The sequence below is a fragment of the Lactobacillus isalae genome (assembly GCF_947539375.1).
GTDB lineage: Bacteria > Bacillota > Bacilli > Lactobacillales > Lactobacillaceae > Lactobacillus > Lactobacillus isalae.
Genome location: NZ_OX443569.1, coordinates 543,486 through 559,656, shown reverse-complemented (window position 1 = coordinate 559,656; position 16,171 = coordinate 543,486). Strand labels below are relative to the sequence as shown.

The 16,171-nt window shown below is 35.0% G+C and carries 12 protein-coding genes and 1 CRISPR repeat array; of the genes, 2 read left to right on the top strand and 10 right to left on the bottom strand.

What is annotated here, in order from left to right; translation table 11 throughout:
- Positions 1-55 precede the first annotated feature (55 nt).
- Together QM512_RS02715 and msrB are read right to left on the bottom strand one after the other, a co-directional pair.
- The gene (locus QM512_RS02715) at positions 56-814 is read right to left on the bottom strand and encodes an SGNH/GDSL hydrolase family protein (protein WP_282805989.1); all 759 of its coding nucleotides are present in this window, start codon (positions 812-814) and stop codon (positions 56-58) included.
- A gap of 2 nt (positions 815-816) precedes the next feature.
- On the bottom strand, positions 817-1,248 hold the full coding sequence (gene msrB, locus QM512_RS02710; protein ID WP_282805988.1) for a peptide-methionine (R)-S-oxide reductase MsrB: 432 nt from the start codon (positions 1,246-1,248) through the stop codon (positions 817-819).
- A 104-nt stretch (positions 1,249-1,352) separates the two neighbouring features.
- On the opposite strand from msrB, the gene QM512_RS02705 reads away from it, so the two are divergent.
- Positions 1,353-2,537 carry an aminotransferase class I/II-fold pyridoxal phosphate-dependent enzyme gene (locus QM512_RS02705; RefSeq protein WP_282805987.1) on the top strand — a complete coding sequence of 395 codons (1,185 nt, stop codon included), beginning with the start codon at positions 1,353-1,355 and terminating at the stop codon, positions 2,535-2,537.
- A gap of 250 nt (positions 2,538-2,787) precedes the next feature.
- Positions 2,788-3,732: direct repeats of the CRISPR family, unit length 28 nt; unit sequence GGATCATCTCCACATACGTGGAGAATAC.
- 129 nt (positions 3,733-3,861) lie between these two features.
- Here QM512_RS02705 and aspS read toward each other — a convergent pair.
- The 6 genes from aspS to prmA all read right to left on the bottom strand — a co-directional run bounded on the left by aspS (position 3,862) and on the right by prmA (position 11,355).
- Positions 3,862-5,715, bottom strand: coding sequence for an aspartate--tRNA ligase (gene aspS / locus QM512_RS02700; protein WP_282805986.1), 1,854 nt, complete (start codon positions 5,713-5,715; stop codon positions 3,862-3,864).
- Positions 5,716-5,720: 5 nt separating this feature from the next.
- The gene (gene hisS, locus QM512_RS02695; protein WP_094499001.1) at positions 5,721-7,007 is read right to left on the bottom strand and encodes a histidine--tRNA ligase; all 1,287 of its coding nucleotides are present in this window, start codon (positions 7,005-7,007) and stop codon (positions 5,721-5,723) included.
- A 281-nt stretch (positions 7,008-7,288) separates the two neighbouring features.
- Positions 7,289-7,726, bottom strand: coding sequence for a D-aminoacyl-tRNA deacylase (gene dtd, locus QM512_RS02690; RefSeq protein WP_282805985.1), 438 nt, complete (start codon positions 7,724-7,726; stop codon positions 7,289-7,291).
- Complete coding sequence (locus QM512_RS02685; RefSeq protein ID WP_282805984.1) at positions 7,726-9,978, bottom strand: RelA/SpoT family protein; 2,253 nt, start codon at positions 9,976-9,978, stop codon at positions 7,726-7,728. The genes dtd and QM512_RS02685 overlap by 1 nt, the downstream gene beginning before the upstream one ends.
- A gap of 17 nt (positions 9,979-9,995) precedes the next feature.
- Entirely contained in the window at positions 9,996-10,376 is a 381-nt protein-coding gene (locus QM512_RS02680; RefSeq protein ID WP_282805983.1) for a hypothetical protein, read from the bottom strand.
- A gap of 31 nt (positions 10,377-10,407) precedes the next feature.
- Complete coding sequence (prmA, locus tag QM512_RS02675; RefSeq protein ID WP_282805982.1) at positions 10,408-11,355, bottom strand: 50S ribosomal protein L11 methyltransferase; 948 nt, start codon at positions 11,353-11,355, stop codon at positions 10,408-10,410.
- 61 nt (positions 11,356-11,416) lie between these two features.
- On the opposite strand from prmA, the gene ybaK reads away from it, so the two are divergent.
- Complete coding sequence (ybaK, locus tag QM512_RS02670; RefSeq protein WP_282805981.1) at positions 11,417-11,920, top strand: Cys-tRNA(Pro) deacylase; 504 nt, start codon at positions 11,417-11,419, stop codon at positions 11,918-11,920.
- Positions 11,921-11,970: 50 nt separating this feature from the next.
- Here ybaK and QM512_RS02665 read toward each other — a convergent pair whose 3' ends face one another.
- The gene (locus tag QM512_RS02665; RefSeq protein ID WP_282805980.1) at positions 11,971-13,662 is read right to left on the bottom strand and encodes a glycosyltransferase family protein; all 1,692 of its coding nucleotides are present in this window, start codon (positions 13,660-13,662) and stop codon (positions 11,971-11,973) included.
- Between the two features lie 79 nt (positions 13,663-13,741).
- The gene (locus tag QM512_RS02660; protein WP_282805979.1) at positions 13,742-16,168 is read right to left on the bottom strand and encodes a cation-translocating P-type ATPase; all 2,427 of its coding nucleotides are present in this window, start codon (positions 16,166-16,168) and stop codon (positions 13,742-13,744) included.
- Between the last annotated feature and the right edge of the window lie 3 nt (positions 16,169-16,171).

Here is a 16,171-nt window from a genome sequence, read left to right as displayed (position 1 = left end):
TTTAGACCATAATCAATTCACTATTCAGCTTAAATTATTTACTTAATATTTACTATTATTTTATCTCTAATAATTCTTTTTCAACCACTGGTAGCCAGCTTAATTTATAGCCAGCACGTGTTGGATGAATCGGATCAAGCATATAAAGTTCTCTGTCCTTTTCACTATAATTAAAAGAATCATCATCCCACATATTAAGAAAATCAAAGCCCCATTTACTTTGTAATTCTTTAACCCTCTCAACCATTTGACCATAAAAATCAGAATCAAATTTTGGATTACTAAAGATTAGAACAGGACAATTCCAGTTTTGCTTTACATAATTTAAAATATATTCAATTGCACCAGTGACTGTTTGCGTATCAAAATTATCATCTTGTGCAATTTCACCCAGCTTCTCTTCTCCTTTAACTGCATCATTAGTCGAAAGCTGCAGGACAAATGCTGTTAATTTTTCTAAAACTGGTAATCTTCCTAAACGACCAATGTATGAATCAGAACCATTATCAACTAATGTTGTCCCTGAGACCGCATCTTTAAAAGCGCAAATATTATCTTTTTTACTTAAATAATCAACAAAAGACTCACCTAAAGCACCAGCACCATAGGTCACTGAACTACCCAAAAAAGCAATCTGATTATTAATTAAATCATTGGGTTCCATCTTAGTTTGAGCAACACTATACTTTTTAGCATTTCCTTCAGCCTTAATTGCCTTAGTTAAAAATTCAGGATTATTCTTTCCAAATTTCAATAATTCTGGAATATGTTCTTCAGGTACATCTAAATTATAAAGTTCTTCTTCAAAATTCATTTTTATCGTCCTTTGAATAACTTCTTATACTCTTCATAACCTTCCTCCTCTAGCTTATCATATGGAATGAACTTTAACGCAGCAGAATTAATACAATATCTTAATCCGCCTTGATCAACGGGACCATCTGTAAAAACATGACCTAAATGAGAATCAGCTACTGGGCTCTTTACTTCAGTTCGCTCCATCCCATGAGATTGATCTCGGTGATAAACAAGCTTTTCGATCGGCTTAGTAAAACTTGGCCAGCCACAACCAGCATCATACTTATCCTCACTTGAAAACAATGGCTCACCAGATACCACATCAACATATATTCCTTTTTGATTAAATTTGTCATACTTTCCAGTAAAAGGATATTCAGTGGCCGCATGTTGTGTGACTTCATATTGCTCCGAATTTAATTTCTTAAGTGCTTCTTCTTTATTAAACATTTTTTCACCTTCTGTTTTAAACATATCAAATTTTAGTAGAAAAATGTTGTTTCATGATTTTTGTTTCTATACAATAATCTATAATATTAGCGGAGGGATTTATTATGCCGAAATTAGCAAATGACTTATCACTTACAAAAAATACACGATTAAATTCTCTAGGACCATCAAAAATTAGAGCTTTTGATGAAAAAGCTTCTCAAATTCCAGGGATTATCAAGTTAACTATTGGCGAACCTGATTTAAACACGCCAGACCATGTTAAAAATGCAGCTATTGCTGATATTGAAGCTAACGATTCTCACTATGCTCCACAAGCTGGTAAACCAGAATTATTAGACGCAATTAGTAAATACCTTGAACGCAGTCTTGACGTGAAATATGATCCAAAAACTGAAATTTGCGTAACTGTAGGTGCTACTGGTGCTTTAAATGATGTTTTCATGTCCATTTTAAACCCAGGAGATAAAATTCTAGTTCCTACACCTGTTTGGGCGCTCTATTTCCAATTGATTAAATTGACCCGTGCTATTCCAGTTCAAATTGATACTTCAAAAGATGGATTTATTCTCACCCCAGAACATCTTAAAAGTGTTCTACAAAATGAGGGAAAAGGTGCCAAAGCAATTATTTTGACTGATCCATCAAATCCTACTGGTCGAGTATATCCAGAAACAACTTTAAAAGCACTTGCAGAGGTTATTACTGAATACCATCTATTCTCTGTAACTGACGAAATTTATGGAGAATTAGTTTACGACAATAACGTTCATCATTCTCTATCTCAATATATCCCTGAACGTAATATTTTGATTTCAGGTCTCTCAAAGGCCTACGCAATGACCGGATGGAGATTAGGATACATCGCCGCTCCAGCAGATATCATGAAAACAATTCAAAAAGTAAATGCCTTTTTAGTTACTTCTGTCACCGATAATGTGCAAGCAGCAGCAATTGAAGCGTTAAATAATGGTCAAGCTGATCCACTTGAATCTAGAAAGATTTACGAAGATCGGCTTAAATTTATGAAGGCTGGATTAGAAAAATTAGGCTTTGAAATGTCTACTCCACAAGGAGCTTTCTATATTTTTGCTAAAATTCCAGATTCTTTTGGTACTGATGATGAAGCATTTGCAAATGAATTAGCTACAAAAGCAAAAGTTGGTGTGACTCCTGGTCGCTATTTTGGTCAAGGTGGCCAAGGCTACGTAAGAATGTCATATGCTTCTTCAACTGAACAGTTAAAAGAAGCATTAAAAAGAATCGCTAAATTTGTTGAAAATATTTAAAATTATACAAAAAAATCACTTCAGGTTAAATTCAACTTGAAGTGATTTTTTTATTATGATTTTTCAATATTCAACTTTATTCCAATCCCTGCATACCCACCCTTTGAACTACTATCTAGTAGATGAATTAACAGCAAGGTTGACCTTTGAACACAAATAACCTTCTCCACTATTATTGATCATTTTATAAAGTAATCATTCTTTGTCTAAAATGATATGCCTCTTGTTAAACCTAATACATTCGTTTATAAGAAGTCCTCCACATACGTGGAGAATACGATATGATGTCAATCCAGAATGTCTTTCCTAAGGGATCATCTCCACATACGTGGAGAATACTATTCTTTGGTGGACCGGCTGGTGCAGCAATTGGGGATCATCTCCACATACGTGGAGAATACTTGCAAAAGTAACTTGGCAAGGTTTAGTTGTAGGGATCATCTCCACATACGTGGAGAATACTGTATTATCCTTATTAGCAATCTTACGAAGCAAGGATCATCTCCACATACGTGGAGAATACTCAAGTTCTTGCATTGCCTTTTCTACCTTATCAGGATCATCTCCACATACGTGGAGAATACTATCGTCCCAGCTTTCCAAAAGAGATTCCTTTAAGGATCATCTCCACATACGTGGAGAATACTGTTTTTAGTGGAAATTTAAATTCAGTAAAAAAGGATCATCTCCACATACGTGGAGAATACTCTTTTACATTAAAGACTATTAGTACTAGTGGAGGATCATCTCCACATACGTGGAGAATACGTGAAATTACTACAGAAGATACAGAGATTGACGGGATCATCTCCACATACGTGGAGAATACGCTTATGTTCTGTATCCCATGCACCCAATTTTAGGATCATCTCCACATACGTGGAGAATACTTAAGGATAGTAAAGATATCGATACATCAAATAGGATCATCTCCACATACGTGGAGAATACTCTTAGTTTAGATCATCAGAAAAGGCATATTGAGGATCATCTCCACATACGTGGAGAATACTTTTTCTCCTTAGTTAAAATTTCATAGCCATAGGGATCATCTCCACATACGTGGAGAATACCCCGGAACTTTTGAGAAATCTAAGCCCGTAATAGGATCATCTCCACATACGTGGAGAATACGATTGGTCAGAGTGATGACCGACCCGTGAAGTGGGATCATCTCCACATACGTGGAGAATACACTAAAAAAATCCCGTCATCATAACATTCTTCATAGCTAATATTATCATTTTCATTTAGTTTTGAACAAACAAAAAAGTAAAGACTATCTTTTAAAAATAATCCTTACTCTTTTTAATTAAACTAATTTTTATTCATCCCAAGTTGAATTCTTATCAGCGTCTTCTTGAGCTTCCTTTTCAAGGCGTGCTTCAATTTCTTTAACGCTGTCTTCATACTTGTCTTCTACTTTGATACCAATATCATCTAATTGTTGATCGGCAACAGGTGCTGGAGCGTGCATCATTGGTTCTGAAGCAGAAGCATTCTTTGGAAAGGCAGTTACGTCACGAATGTTGTCCTTTTGAGCTAACATCATAGCAAATCTGTCTAATCCAATTGCAAGACCAGCATGTGGTGGGAATCCCATATCTAAAGCGTCAAGTAAATATCCAAATTGTTCATAAGCACGCTTCTTAGTAAAGCCAAGTGCCTTAAACATCTTTTCTTGAATTGAACGTTTGTGAATACGGATTGATCCACCACCCATTTCATCCCCATTCATAACAATATCGTATGAACGCGCATGAGCTTTATGCGGATCAGTATCAAGTAACTTAATTCCTTCATCATCTGGCATAGTAAATGGGTGGTGAGCGGCAATCCAGCGACCCAAGCCTTCATCATATTCAAATAATGGCCAGTCAACAACCCAAACAAAGTCGTAAACATTTTCTGGAATAATTCCAGTTTCTTTAGCAAATTCACGACGCAAATGGTCAAGCGAATCAGTTACAACCTTCCACTTATCAGCAACAAATACTACTAATTCGCCACCTTCAAGTTCGAATTCCTTCTTTAAAGCTTCTTTATTTTCATCAGTTAAGAACCGAGAAACAGGACCTGAGAATTCGCCATCTTCGTACTTAACCCATGCCAATCCTTTAGCGTGATAGCGTTTGATGTAATCTTGTTTTTCTTCAATCTTCTTACGTGAATATTGCTTAGCACCATTCTTGACAGCAATTCCCTTTACGTAGCCACCATCAGCAATTGCACCAGAGAAAACTTTGAAATCAGAATCTTTAAAGATTGGACTTAAGTCATGAATAAACATTTCGTAACGAGTATCTGGCTTATCAGAACCGTACTTGTTCATTGCTTCATCCCAAGTAATACGCTTGATTGGTGTCTTCAAGTCAATTCCCATTACATCTTTCATGATCTTCTTCAAAAGACCTTCAGTATAGTCTTGAACTTGCTTTTCATCAGTAAATGATGTTTCCATATCAATTTGGGTAAATTCAGGTTGACGGTCACCACGCAAATCTTCGTCACGGAAACAACGTGCTAATTGGTAGTACTTATCAAAACCAGCACCCATTAACAATTGCTTAAACAATTGTGGTGATTGAGGAAGTGCATAAAAACTACCTGGATAAATTCTTGATGGAACTAAGTAGTCACGAGCACCTTCTGGAGAAGACTTACCTAAAATTGGAGTTTCAATATCAATAAATCCATTTTCGTCAAAGTATTCATGAGTAGCCTTTAAGATCTTTGAGCGAAGCATAATTGCCTTTTGTAAAGTTGGGCGACGTAGATCAAGGTAACGATACTTTAATCTAGTTTGCTCAGCTGCTTTAATGTCATCTTTGATTTCAAAAGGTGGAACCTTTGACTTATTTAAAATATCAATTTCTGTTGCATCAACTTCAACTTCACCAGTTTTCATGTCTGGATTTACGCTGGAACGTTTAACAACTTTTCCCTTAACTTCAATTACATCTTCATTATTAAGAGAATCTGCAATATCCATTAATTCTTTACCAGAGTCTTTGTTAACAACAACTTGAACAATACCTTCACGATCACGAAGATCAATAAATACTAAATTGCCTAAATTACGAACACGTTGTACCCAACCATAAAGGGTTACTTCTTGTCCTTCATATTCACTAGTAATATTACCAGCATAGTCTGTTCTTTTTTCCATATTCATCATAATTTTTAATCCTCTATCTTTTTCATTACAGATTTCATATCATTTAAGTCTTCTAAACTTAAGTCTAGAGTCTTTCCATCAGCTAAACGCTTAATATTAAGAACACCATTTTCAAGTTCTTTAGCACCCAATGTAATTACAAATTTTGCATGAACACGATCAGCTTTTCTAAATTGTTGCTTTAATTTCTTTTGATCAACATCGTATTGTGCCTTAAATCCTTGTTTGCGAAGAGAACGGGCAATTTCAACAGTCTTCATTTCAGTACCAGCACCAATATTAGTAATAAAGAAATCAATTCCTTCATCTTCAAATAATGCAGGATTTTGTTCTTTAAGAACGAGCATCAATCTTTCTTCACCAATACCAAAGCCAACTGCTGGCGTTTCTGGACCATCAAATTCTTCAACTAAGTGGTTATAACGTCCACCGCCTAAAATCGTAGTTGCTGATTCCCATAAATTCTTATCTTCAACTTCGAATTCAAAGATTACTCCAGTATAGTAATCAAGACCACGAACTAAGTCATCATCCAAAACGTAATTAATGCCTAATTGTTCAAGCATATCAGTAATGGTTTCAAAGTTCTTCTTAGAATCTTCGTCCAAGTAGTCAACAATTCTTGGTGCATCAGGTAAAAATTGCTTATCTTCTTCTGCCTTTGAGTCAAGAATACGAAGTGGATTCATTGACAAGCGTCTTTGTGAATCTTCTGAAAGCTGATCCTTAAGTGGAGTAAAGTAATTTACTAAAGCATCATGATAATCTTTTCTAACTTGTTCATTACCTAAAGTATTGATGTGTAATTCATAGTTCTTAACACCAAGTTCAGCAAGTAAGTCATGTCCCATCATAATGGTTTCAACATCAGATAGTGGACTATTTGAGCCAAAACTTTCAACACCAATTTGGTGAAATTCACGCTGGCGACCAGCTTGAGGTCTTTCATATCTGAAGGTGTTATCGATATAGTAAACATTAAAGGGCTTTACTACATCTGGACCATATAATTTATTTTCAACGTATGCTCTAACTACGCCAGCTGTTCCTTCAGGACGAAGCGCAATATGACGACCACCCTTATCGTTAAAATCATACATTTCTTTTTCTACAACATCTGAACTTTCACCAGACGAGCGAGAAAAGACCTCGTAATTTTCAAAACTTGGTGTACGAATTTCGCGATAATTTGCACGCTTAAAGAAATCTCTTGCGATTTTTTCTACTTTTTCCCATGAACCAGAATCTGCTGGCAAAATATCGACTGTACCTTTTGGTCTTTGAACTTTCATTTAATCATCCTTTAATATATTAATAAAAAAAGCGCCCTTGAACTAAATCAAGGGCGCAATAAATTAGCACGGTACCACCTTTTGGTTGCTGCGATTAACGCTCGCGAAACGATCTATTATCTGCTAAAGGTGTCACAGATCGCAATCTATCCGCTCTCTCACCAACTGAGCGGTCTCTGAGATAGATCATGCTAATCTACATTCTTCGTCATCGATAATTCCTTTTTAGCTTATATTTTTCAGTCAGTAAAGTCAACCTTTGTAAGCCTTTACTTAAAGAATTAAATATCTAATACAATCGTAAACGGACCATCGTTTTCTAGGCTAACCTGCATATCTGCACCAAATTCGCCTGTTTCAACGTGAAATCCTTTACTTTCAAGTTCTTGATTGAAGTCTTCCCACAATTCTTTAGATTTAGGTGGTCGCATTGCTTCAACAAAGCTTGGACGATTTCCTTTTTTAGTATTAGCCAGTAAAGTAAATTGACTAACGCTTAAAATTTCTCCATTAACGTCCTTTAAAGATAAATTAGTTTTACCATTTTCATCTTCAAAAATACGCATTTTAGCAATTTTATCAGCTGCTTTCTTTACCTGGTCTAATTCGTCACCTTCGCGTAATCCAACTAATAAAAGAAAACCGCGTTTAATTTTACCAACTATTTCATCATCAATAGCCACTTGGGCTTTATTTACTCTCTGAATAACAACACGCATTAATTAATTGACCTCTTTGCTTCATAAACATTTGACACATCCCTCATCCGACTTAAAATATCTTCAAGATGAGCCGCATCTCTAACAGAAACAGTCGCATAGATATGAGCCATATTATTGCTATCAACTTTTCCAGAAATATTAACAATATTTTTAGTCTTCGAGTTAAGAGCATTAATTACATCGCTTAAAAGACGAGAACGATTGAAACCATAAATTTCAATATCTGCATTGTAATTTTCCTTATCCTTATCTTTAGCGATATTTTCCCAAGCTACATCAATCAATCGACCTTGTTTCTTAGCTTCTTCTGTAATGTTAGGACAATCTGCGCGGTGAATTGTTACACCACGTCCCTTAGTCACATAGCCAATAATCGGATCTCCTGGAACAGGATTACAGCATTTAGCTAAATGAAGCATTAGGTCAGAAACGCCCTGTACCATAACTCCATTATTATGCTTAACTCGCATAATATCAGCTGGAGCATCAGAATTATCATCTTCTTCTGCTGAACTTTGCTGCCCTGCATTCATAATCTTTTCTTCAAGTTGACGTTGCTTTTCATCTTCAGCTTTCTTACGCAAATCTTCTGTTAAACGGTTAGCAACAGTTGATGCCGAGACTTCCCCGTAACCCACGGCTGCTAACATTTCTTCTTCATTATGGTAATTAAAATGGTCAATTACCTTTTGAATATGTTCTTTATCCATGAACTCTTTTGGAGCTAAATCACGGTTAAGTAATTCTTGTTCAATAAAGTTCTGACCTTTTTCAATATTTTCTTCGCGATCTTCAGCTTTAAAGAAACGCTTAATCTTATTTCTCGCTCTTGAGGTCTTGACTAAGTTAACCCAATCACGGGATGGTCGAGCTGAAGCTTGAGTTAGCATCTCAACTACATCACCATTTTTAAGCTTATAGTCTAGTGGCACAATTTTGCCGTTAATTCTAGCTCCAACAGAATGTGCACCAACTTCAGAGTGAACCATATAAGCAAAATCTAAAGGCACTGATCCCTTAGGAAGTTCATAAACGTCGCCTTTAGGAGTAAAAACATATACTCGATCTGAAAAAATGTCAGTTTTGACGCTCTTCATAAATTCATGAGAGTCTTTAGTTTCATTTTGAAGTTCAAGAATTTCTTGGAACATGTTGAGCTTTTTGTTTGCATCTGTTTGCTCAACTTCGCCCTTAACGCCCTCTTTATATGCCCAGTGAGCAGCAACACCATATTCAGCTACTTGGTGCATTGCTTCAGTTCTGATCTGGATTTCAAGAGGTTTACCACCAGGTCCAATAATCGTTGTATGTAATGATTGATAACCATTTACTTTTGGAACAGCAATATAGTCTTTAAATCGACCAGGCATTGGCTTCCATTTAGTATGAACAGCACCTAAAACGGCATAGCAATCACGAACTGATTTTACAATTACTCTAACAGCTAATAAGTCGTAAATTTCACTAAAGTCCTTATGCTTATTAACCATTTTTTTATAAATTGAATAAATATGCTTTGGACGACCATAAATTTCATACTTAATCCCCAAACCATCAAGCGTTTGCTTCAAAGTTGTAATTGCATCTGCAATATATCCTTCTCGCTCACTGCGCTTAGACTGCATTAAGTTAACAATTCGGTAGTATTGTTGTGGGTTCAAGTAGTGCAAACTCATGTCTTCAAGTTCCCACTTAATTGTTCCAATACCCAAACGATCAGCAAGGGGTGCATAAATATCTAAAGTTTCATCAGCAATTCGTCTTTGCTTGTCAGGTCGTAAGTGATCCAAAGTATGCATATTATGTAAACGGTCAGCAAGCTTAACCATGATTACACGTAAGTCTTTTGCCATCGCAATTAGCATTTTGCGGTGGTTATCCGCTAAATATTCCTCATGGCTTTTTGACTTGTATTGAATTTTACTTAGCTTAGTTACGCCATCAACAATAAAAGCAACGTCTTTACCGAATTTTTCTTTAATATCGTCATTAGTGACTGGTGTATCTTCTACCGTATCATGAAGATACCCAGCAGCCACTGTATCAGGATCTAAGCGCAAAGTTGCTAAAGTACCTGCAACTTGAGTGGGGTGAATGATATATGGCTGACCAGAAACTCTAAATTGACCTTCATGAGCATTCTTAGCAAATTCATATGCTGATTCAACAAAAGCTAAGTGTTCATCATTCATATATTTCTTGCATTCAGCAAGAACTTCTTCATGAGTCATCTCACGATATTTTGACATAAAGCATCACCTATTCTTTATTTCTTTTCTTTGTAAAAATCATCATGCCAGAGACCAAATAATTCAAAACTTAAATATACTAAGCAGAGTAAGAAGTTATATTTTGCAAAATGAATCAAGACTGCAATGGCAAAAACTATTGGGAAAAGAAGAAGCCACCAATAACTTAATTTTCTAATTTGCATAATACGACCAATTTGATAACTTAAATAACTATTAAAAATAAAGAAAACCAATCCAATTCGCCAAACACGACTTAAGTGGACTAGCGGACAAATAATCCAGACAATTACTCCTAATAAAGTTAACCAAATAAGTGGCATAAATGATTTTTCATTTATTTTACTCCACCAAGCCTTAAAATTAAAATTTTTCTTTTCTTCACTATTTTTCTTCATTTTTGCTTACCTTTTCTTTTAATAAATTATTTTAATCTGGCTTTCTAGAAATTAATAGACCAATCCAGCGTCCTTCTTGCATTTTCATCTTAATTTCAAAACCATTTTCTGCAAGTGCTTTTTCAATTTTTGGCAATTGCAAATAATCAATTCCTGAGAAAATAACCTTTCCTTCTTCATTCAAATGACTATCTAAGTCTGGAATTAATTCTAACAAAATATCTGCTAAAATATTGGCCACAATTAAATCATATTTATCATCAATATCTTTTAATAAGTTAGCCTTGCGTACATCAATATTATCTACATCATTTAACGCAATATTTTCTTTAGCAGCAGTAACTGCTTCATCGGAAATATCAGTTCCTAAAACGTGACTTGCACCCAATTTGCTAGCAGCAATAGCTAAAATACCTGACCCAGTTCCAACATCTAAAACTGACATCGGTTTAACTAATGCTCGCTCCATTGCAAGTAATACCAGTTGCGTTGTAGTATGACCGCCTGTTCCAAAAGCAAGACCAGGATCTAAGCGAATCAATTTTTGATCTGAAAAGACTGGTTGATAATCTTCCCATTCAGGAACAATAGCCAAATGACGAGAAAAATCGATCACGTGATAGTATTTTTGCCAAGCAGTATTCCAGTCTTTGTCTGCTACTTCTTTACTGCTAATTGAAACTTCGCCACTATTTAAACCATAGCTCTTCATCTCAGCAATCTTATCAGTAATCTTTTTAACTAACTCTTTTTTATCAGCATTTTCATAATCAAAATATACTGTTAATTCTAAATCCTTTGGCAAGTTTTCAATATCACCAAGTTCAACTAAGCTACTGTCGTGTTTCTCGCCTTCAGCAATAAAATCACTTCGCTTGCGACTCTCAATTCCTTGTGCATTTAATTCATCTTGGACGAAAAAACTTAAGCCGTCTTCTAATTCATGACTACATTCAATTTTTATTGCTAATAATTTCACTACACTTGTCCCCTTTTGACATGTTAAATTCCCACGTTTATGATATTAAAAGGTGAGAAAAATGTCGAAAAAAAATAAAAAGAAAAAACTTAATAAGACGTTAGTCGAAAAAATGCTCGACCAACAAAAAATTCCATATAAACAATTATCATTTAACACCATTCAAAAAGGTGATGTTAAACAAATGGATACTTCCATTTTAGACGATGAAGAGGCTTTGGTCTACAAAACCTTAGTATGTGAAGGAAATAAAAATAGTCCAGTAGTTGGCGTTGTACCAGTCACTGAACATTTGAGTATGAAAAAACTTGCTAAAGCTTCTGGTAATAAAAAATGTGAACTGCTTCCTCTCAAGAAGTTAGTGGCAACAACTGGTTATGTTCACGGCGCAAACACACCGATCGGTATTTATCAAAAGCATCACTTTCCCATCTACTTAGATAGCAGTATGAAGGATCACGATCAAATTGCCGTTTCAAGTGGTGAAGTTGGACGCAGTATTATGATTAATCCAGAAGATTTACAAAAAGTTACGGATGCTACTTTTGTTGATTTATTAGAGTAATAAAAAACTTCCTCAGACTAGAAATTCTAGTTTTAGGAAGTTTTTTTGCATTATTTTTTAGCTATTTTAACTAATCTAAACACGCAATAAACTAACATTACTACCCAACCAAGGATTGAAATGTAAAGTAGAATTATAAACCAAGTTGGAGTTTTGAACGAAAGAATTGCAGTATTTTTCCCCTGTTTTGACTTAACAATCGGCATCCCAATTTCATTGAGCTTTGGATTTGTCTTTTTGCCGTTTACTATTAGTTCAGATTGACGATAAAGGAAAATTGGTAGTGTAGTTGACTTAGCATTCTTTCCATTCCACTTAATTTCTAAGCGTCCACCAGTTAAGGCCGTCTTGCTAAATCCTTTTCTCTGCTCTGCCATACTCATTAGCATCCCTGTGATATCACCAGATTTAATTTTCTTTTGAACAGGAAGATAATCTGGACTATTGATTTCAATCTTATCAATATATGCTTTTAGTCCCTTTTCTTGCATTTCTGCAACATTACTGGTAATTCCTTTGTTATAAGAAATATTGTTGTTGATTTCATTAAAATCAGCTCTAACATTGAATAAAACTACCACAACAGCCAATGCACTAGCTAGCATGCCAAGCTTCTTACCATGATTCTTAATTAGCTCTGTAATCGTTAAACCAATGCCAATAAATAATAACGGATATGCTACAACAGTAAAACGGTTAGGAAACTGCAGATATCCTGTTACAGCTGGAAAATTATCTTTAACAAATTGCCATGGGAATAAGTTTGAACTGAGATAAAGAAATACCCAGCCCTCAAGCGTTACAAGAGTATTGATTCTTGAAGATTTAAAGTTAAATACAATATAGATTAGTTGAACAATAAACAAAAGCAAGGTAACTTCAGTTATTGACGTCCACATTGTGCTTGTTCCAGCAACTGATAAGTTAACAGAAGTTAAAACTGGAGAATAGTCTATTGGCGACGCCATTTGATTAGTTGGATACAGTAATAAAAATGCGCCCCAGACATTTGCAGTCAACACAACAAATAAACCAACAGCTTTAAATACGTCAAACCACATTTGACGCTTATTTTCAGTTAAAACCAGGCCATAAATAAAGAATGGAATTAAAGCTAAAATAGCAAAGAATGTACTCAACAAATGAATTTGAGCCACAATCGCCATTACAACGCCTAAACTAATCCAACTAAATCGTTTTTTATGATTATTTAGCAAGTTAATACCTTGAATCAAAATAAAAGGTATTAAAATAGCTCCCCAGGAATTAAAAGCATTTGATCTCGGCCAATATGCAATGTATCCAGTTGTCAAAAATAAGGCTGTAATTACTGAAGCAACCATTCTTGACATCTTTACTTTTCTTCCTAAATGGTAAATTCCCAATCCACCAATTATAAAAATTAGATATGTTATGACAACTTGGAAGCGAAGCCATGAGCTACAAAATAGGAGTAAAAAACCCATTATATACGCTAAAAATGGTCCATAGAGTGCATTAACTATTCGACCACTTGCTCCCATTCCATAATTCATTTGAAAATAAGAGAAATTATGGTTTTGTATTTGCTGATAGGTATCATAAAAGCGATGAAAATGAAAAGCAGTATCATCTAAAGTAAGCCCCGACCTAGTACTTAGTTCTGTCCAAATTAAGATAGTTGCAATTACTAAACTTAAAATTATCGGGATAAGATAATCTATTAATTTATTCTTATACTTTTCTATATTACTAGTTTTCATTTTTAACCTCTGATAAATATTGACTTAACTGCTTAATTGTATCATTCAAGTAGTAAAAAATTTATACTTATTTAATAATTTATTTTACTGCTGGCATATTTACCAAGTTTCTTCCCTTACGATATGCCTGTTTGATATCGTTTAAAGTCAAATCTTTTCCTTTTTGGTCATATACCACTAAGACCTCTCTTACTCCATCTGCAAATTTACTTAAGAGTCTAAAAATAGTAATTTCCGCAAAGAATAATACTAATAGTAAAAATACTGCCGTTGCCGAGATGCGTGAAAGAGCAAATAAATTATGGAAGAAAATAACAGCTAAGACTAGCGCTAAGAACGAACCACCTAAGACAGTCCATCTGAATTTATTTAGTGGCCTTGAAATATGGTATAGAACCATCATCCCTACAGCTACTAAAAGCATCGTTGCTGTTGTAGCAACTTCTTGTCGTCCTAAAGCTAACACCATATCTGCGACTACCAAAATTGATACAGCTAACATATCTGTAATTCCACCTGGGATTGCACGTGACAACACATTTGGAATAAATTTCCCACGAATTCGGTTATAGTTATTTTCAAGAGCAAGTAAAAATGATGGTAGCCCAATCGTAAAGGCAGAAATCAAAGCAATTTGTGCTGGTCTTAATGGATAGGACATTGCAAATGCTAAAGAGAAAATAGCCATTAAGAATGAAAAAATATTTTTAACTAGGAATAAGCTAGCTGATCTTTCAATGTTATTAACTACTTTTCTACCTTCATCAACAACCTTGGGCATTCTAGCAAAATCAGAATCAAGCAATACTACTTGAGAAGCCTGAACCGCTGCACTATTTCCCGATGCCATCGCAATTGAGCAATCTGCGCTCTTCATCGCCAAAATATCGTTAACACCGTCTCCAGTCATGGCAACTGTATTACCATTTTTTTGAAGTGCCTTAATTAACTTCTTCTTTTGATCTGGCTTAACTCGACCAAAAACATTATATTTTCTAACAACTTCTTCGTAGTCACCTTCACCAATTTCAGTAGCATCAATTAGTTTATCAGCATCCTTAATTCCAGCTTGCTTAGCTACTCTAGCTACTGTTAACGGATTGTCACCTGAAATAACCTTGACATTTACTCCTTGACGTTCAAAGTACTTAAAGGTGCTCTTAGCTTCTTTTCGAATTGGATTAGAAATCAAAATATAGCCAAGTAGTTCAACTTCTTTAGAAAGTTGCTGCTTTTCATCCTCCAAAGCTTCTGGATATTTTGCAAAAGCTAAAACACGATAGCCTTGACTAGTATACTGGTTTATATCTTTTTCATAGTTTTTAAATTGTCCACGCAATACAAATTCAGGCGCACCCATTAACAACGTATCTTTACCAATAATAGCGCCACTATACTTATTCACTGACGTGAAGGGAATAATTCTCTCTGCTTGGATATTAAACTTCTGATTAAAAGTCTTCGCCACAGCTTTAATTGTGGCATTATCATGTGGCATGTTTTGAGCAAAAACAGAAATATCTTTTGCTAAATCATTCTTACTTATATTGACTGGAATAATCTTTTCAACTTCCATCTTTGGCTCGGTAATAGTTCCAGTTTTATCGACACATAAAACATTAACTCTTGCTAAAGTTTCAACACTTTTCATATCATGAAGCATTACCTGGGAACGAGCTAAACGCATTGCAGCTAAAGCCAAAGCTATAGTTGTTAACAAATATAGCCCTTCTGGGATCATCCCAATTACTGCTGCTTCCATCGATACCACGCTATCAGCTAAATTCAGGTGGTTTACATATCTAGCCACAATAAAAAGCGCAATTCCACATGGGATAATAATGATTCCAACCCATTTAATTAACTTATTAATTGAACGGACCATTTCTGATCCTTCTTTTGAATTCATTGCCTTAGCTTCTAAAGTTAACTTAGAAACATAAGAGTTCTTCCCAACTTTTTCAAGACGAGCATAGGCTTTGCCGGCAACTACGAAGCTTCCGGACATCAAATCTGCCCCAGCGTCTTTCTCTATTTCGTCAGCTTCTCCAGTTAATAAAGACTCATTTACGCGTAATGTTCCAGAAATCACCTGACCATCAGCCGGGATTTGATCACCGGTTTGAAGCACAATTACATCACCTAAGACTAAATCTTCGATGGGAATAACTTCTTCTTTTTGATTACGAATTACGGCAATCTTTGTCGTATTCATTACATTTAATTTGTCTAAAACACTTTTGGCCCTTAATTCTTGAACAATACCAATGATCATATTAGCAATAATTACAGGCAAAAAAGTTAGATCTTTATACTCACCAACAATTACCAAAAGAATTGCTAATACTAAAAAAATCAAGTTGAAATAGGTAAAAGTATTTTCTTTAATAATTTGCCATGTTGTCTTCGCTTGATCATTAACAGCACGGTTTACTTTACCTTCTTTAGTTCTTTGGTCAACCTCTGCACTCGTTAACCCAATTGGTTGCTTAAAATTTTCTTTCATTTC

What these genes read in the sequence shown, in the direction of transcription:
- dtd (WP_282805985.1), bottom strand. Translation starts at nt 7,726, where the DNA reads ATGCGTGTTGTTATTCAGAGAGTAAATAAAGCCCAAGTGGCTATTGAT.
- QM512_RS02705 (WP_282805987.1), top strand. Translation starts at nt 1,353, where the DNA reads ATGCCGAAATTAGCAAATGACTTATCACTTACAAAAAATACACGATTA.
- QM512_RS02685 (WP_282805984.1), bottom strand. Translation starts at nt 9,978, where the DNA reads ATGTCAAAATATCGTGAGATGACTCATGAAGAAGTTCTTGCTGAATGC.
- hisS (WP_094499001.1), bottom strand. Translation starts at nt 7,007, where the DNA reads ATGAAAGTTCAAAGACCAAAAGGTACAGTCGATATTTTGCCAGCAGAT.
- msrB (WP_282805988.1), bottom strand. Translation starts at nt 1,248, where the DNA reads ATGTTTAATAAAGAAGAAGCACTTAAGAAATTAAATTCGGAGCAATAT.
- QM512_RS02660 (WP_282805979.1), bottom strand. Translation starts at nt 16,168, where the DNA reads ATGAAAGAAAATTTTAAGCAACCAATTGGGTTAACGAGTGCAGAGGTT.
- QM512_RS02665 (WP_282805980.1), bottom strand. Translation starts at nt 13,662, where the DNA reads ATGAAAACTAGTAATATAGAAAAGTATAAGAATAAATTAATAGATTAT.
- QM512_RS02715 (WP_282805989.1), bottom strand. Translation starts at nt 814, where the DNA reads ATGAATTTTGAAGAAGAACTTTATAATTTAGATGTACCTGAAGAACAT.
- ybaK (WP_282805981.1), top strand. Translation starts at nt 11,417, where the DNA reads ATGTCGAAAAAAAATAAAAAGAAAAAACTTAATAAGACGTTAGTCGAA.
- aspS (WP_282805986.1), bottom strand. Translation starts at nt 5,715, where the DNA reads ATGATGAATATGGAAAAAAGAACAGACTATGCTGGTAATATTACTAGT.
- QM512_RS02680 (WP_282805983.1), bottom strand. Translation starts at nt 10,376, where the DNA reads ATGAAGAAAAATAGTGAAGAAAAGAAAAATTTTAATTTTAAGGCTTGG.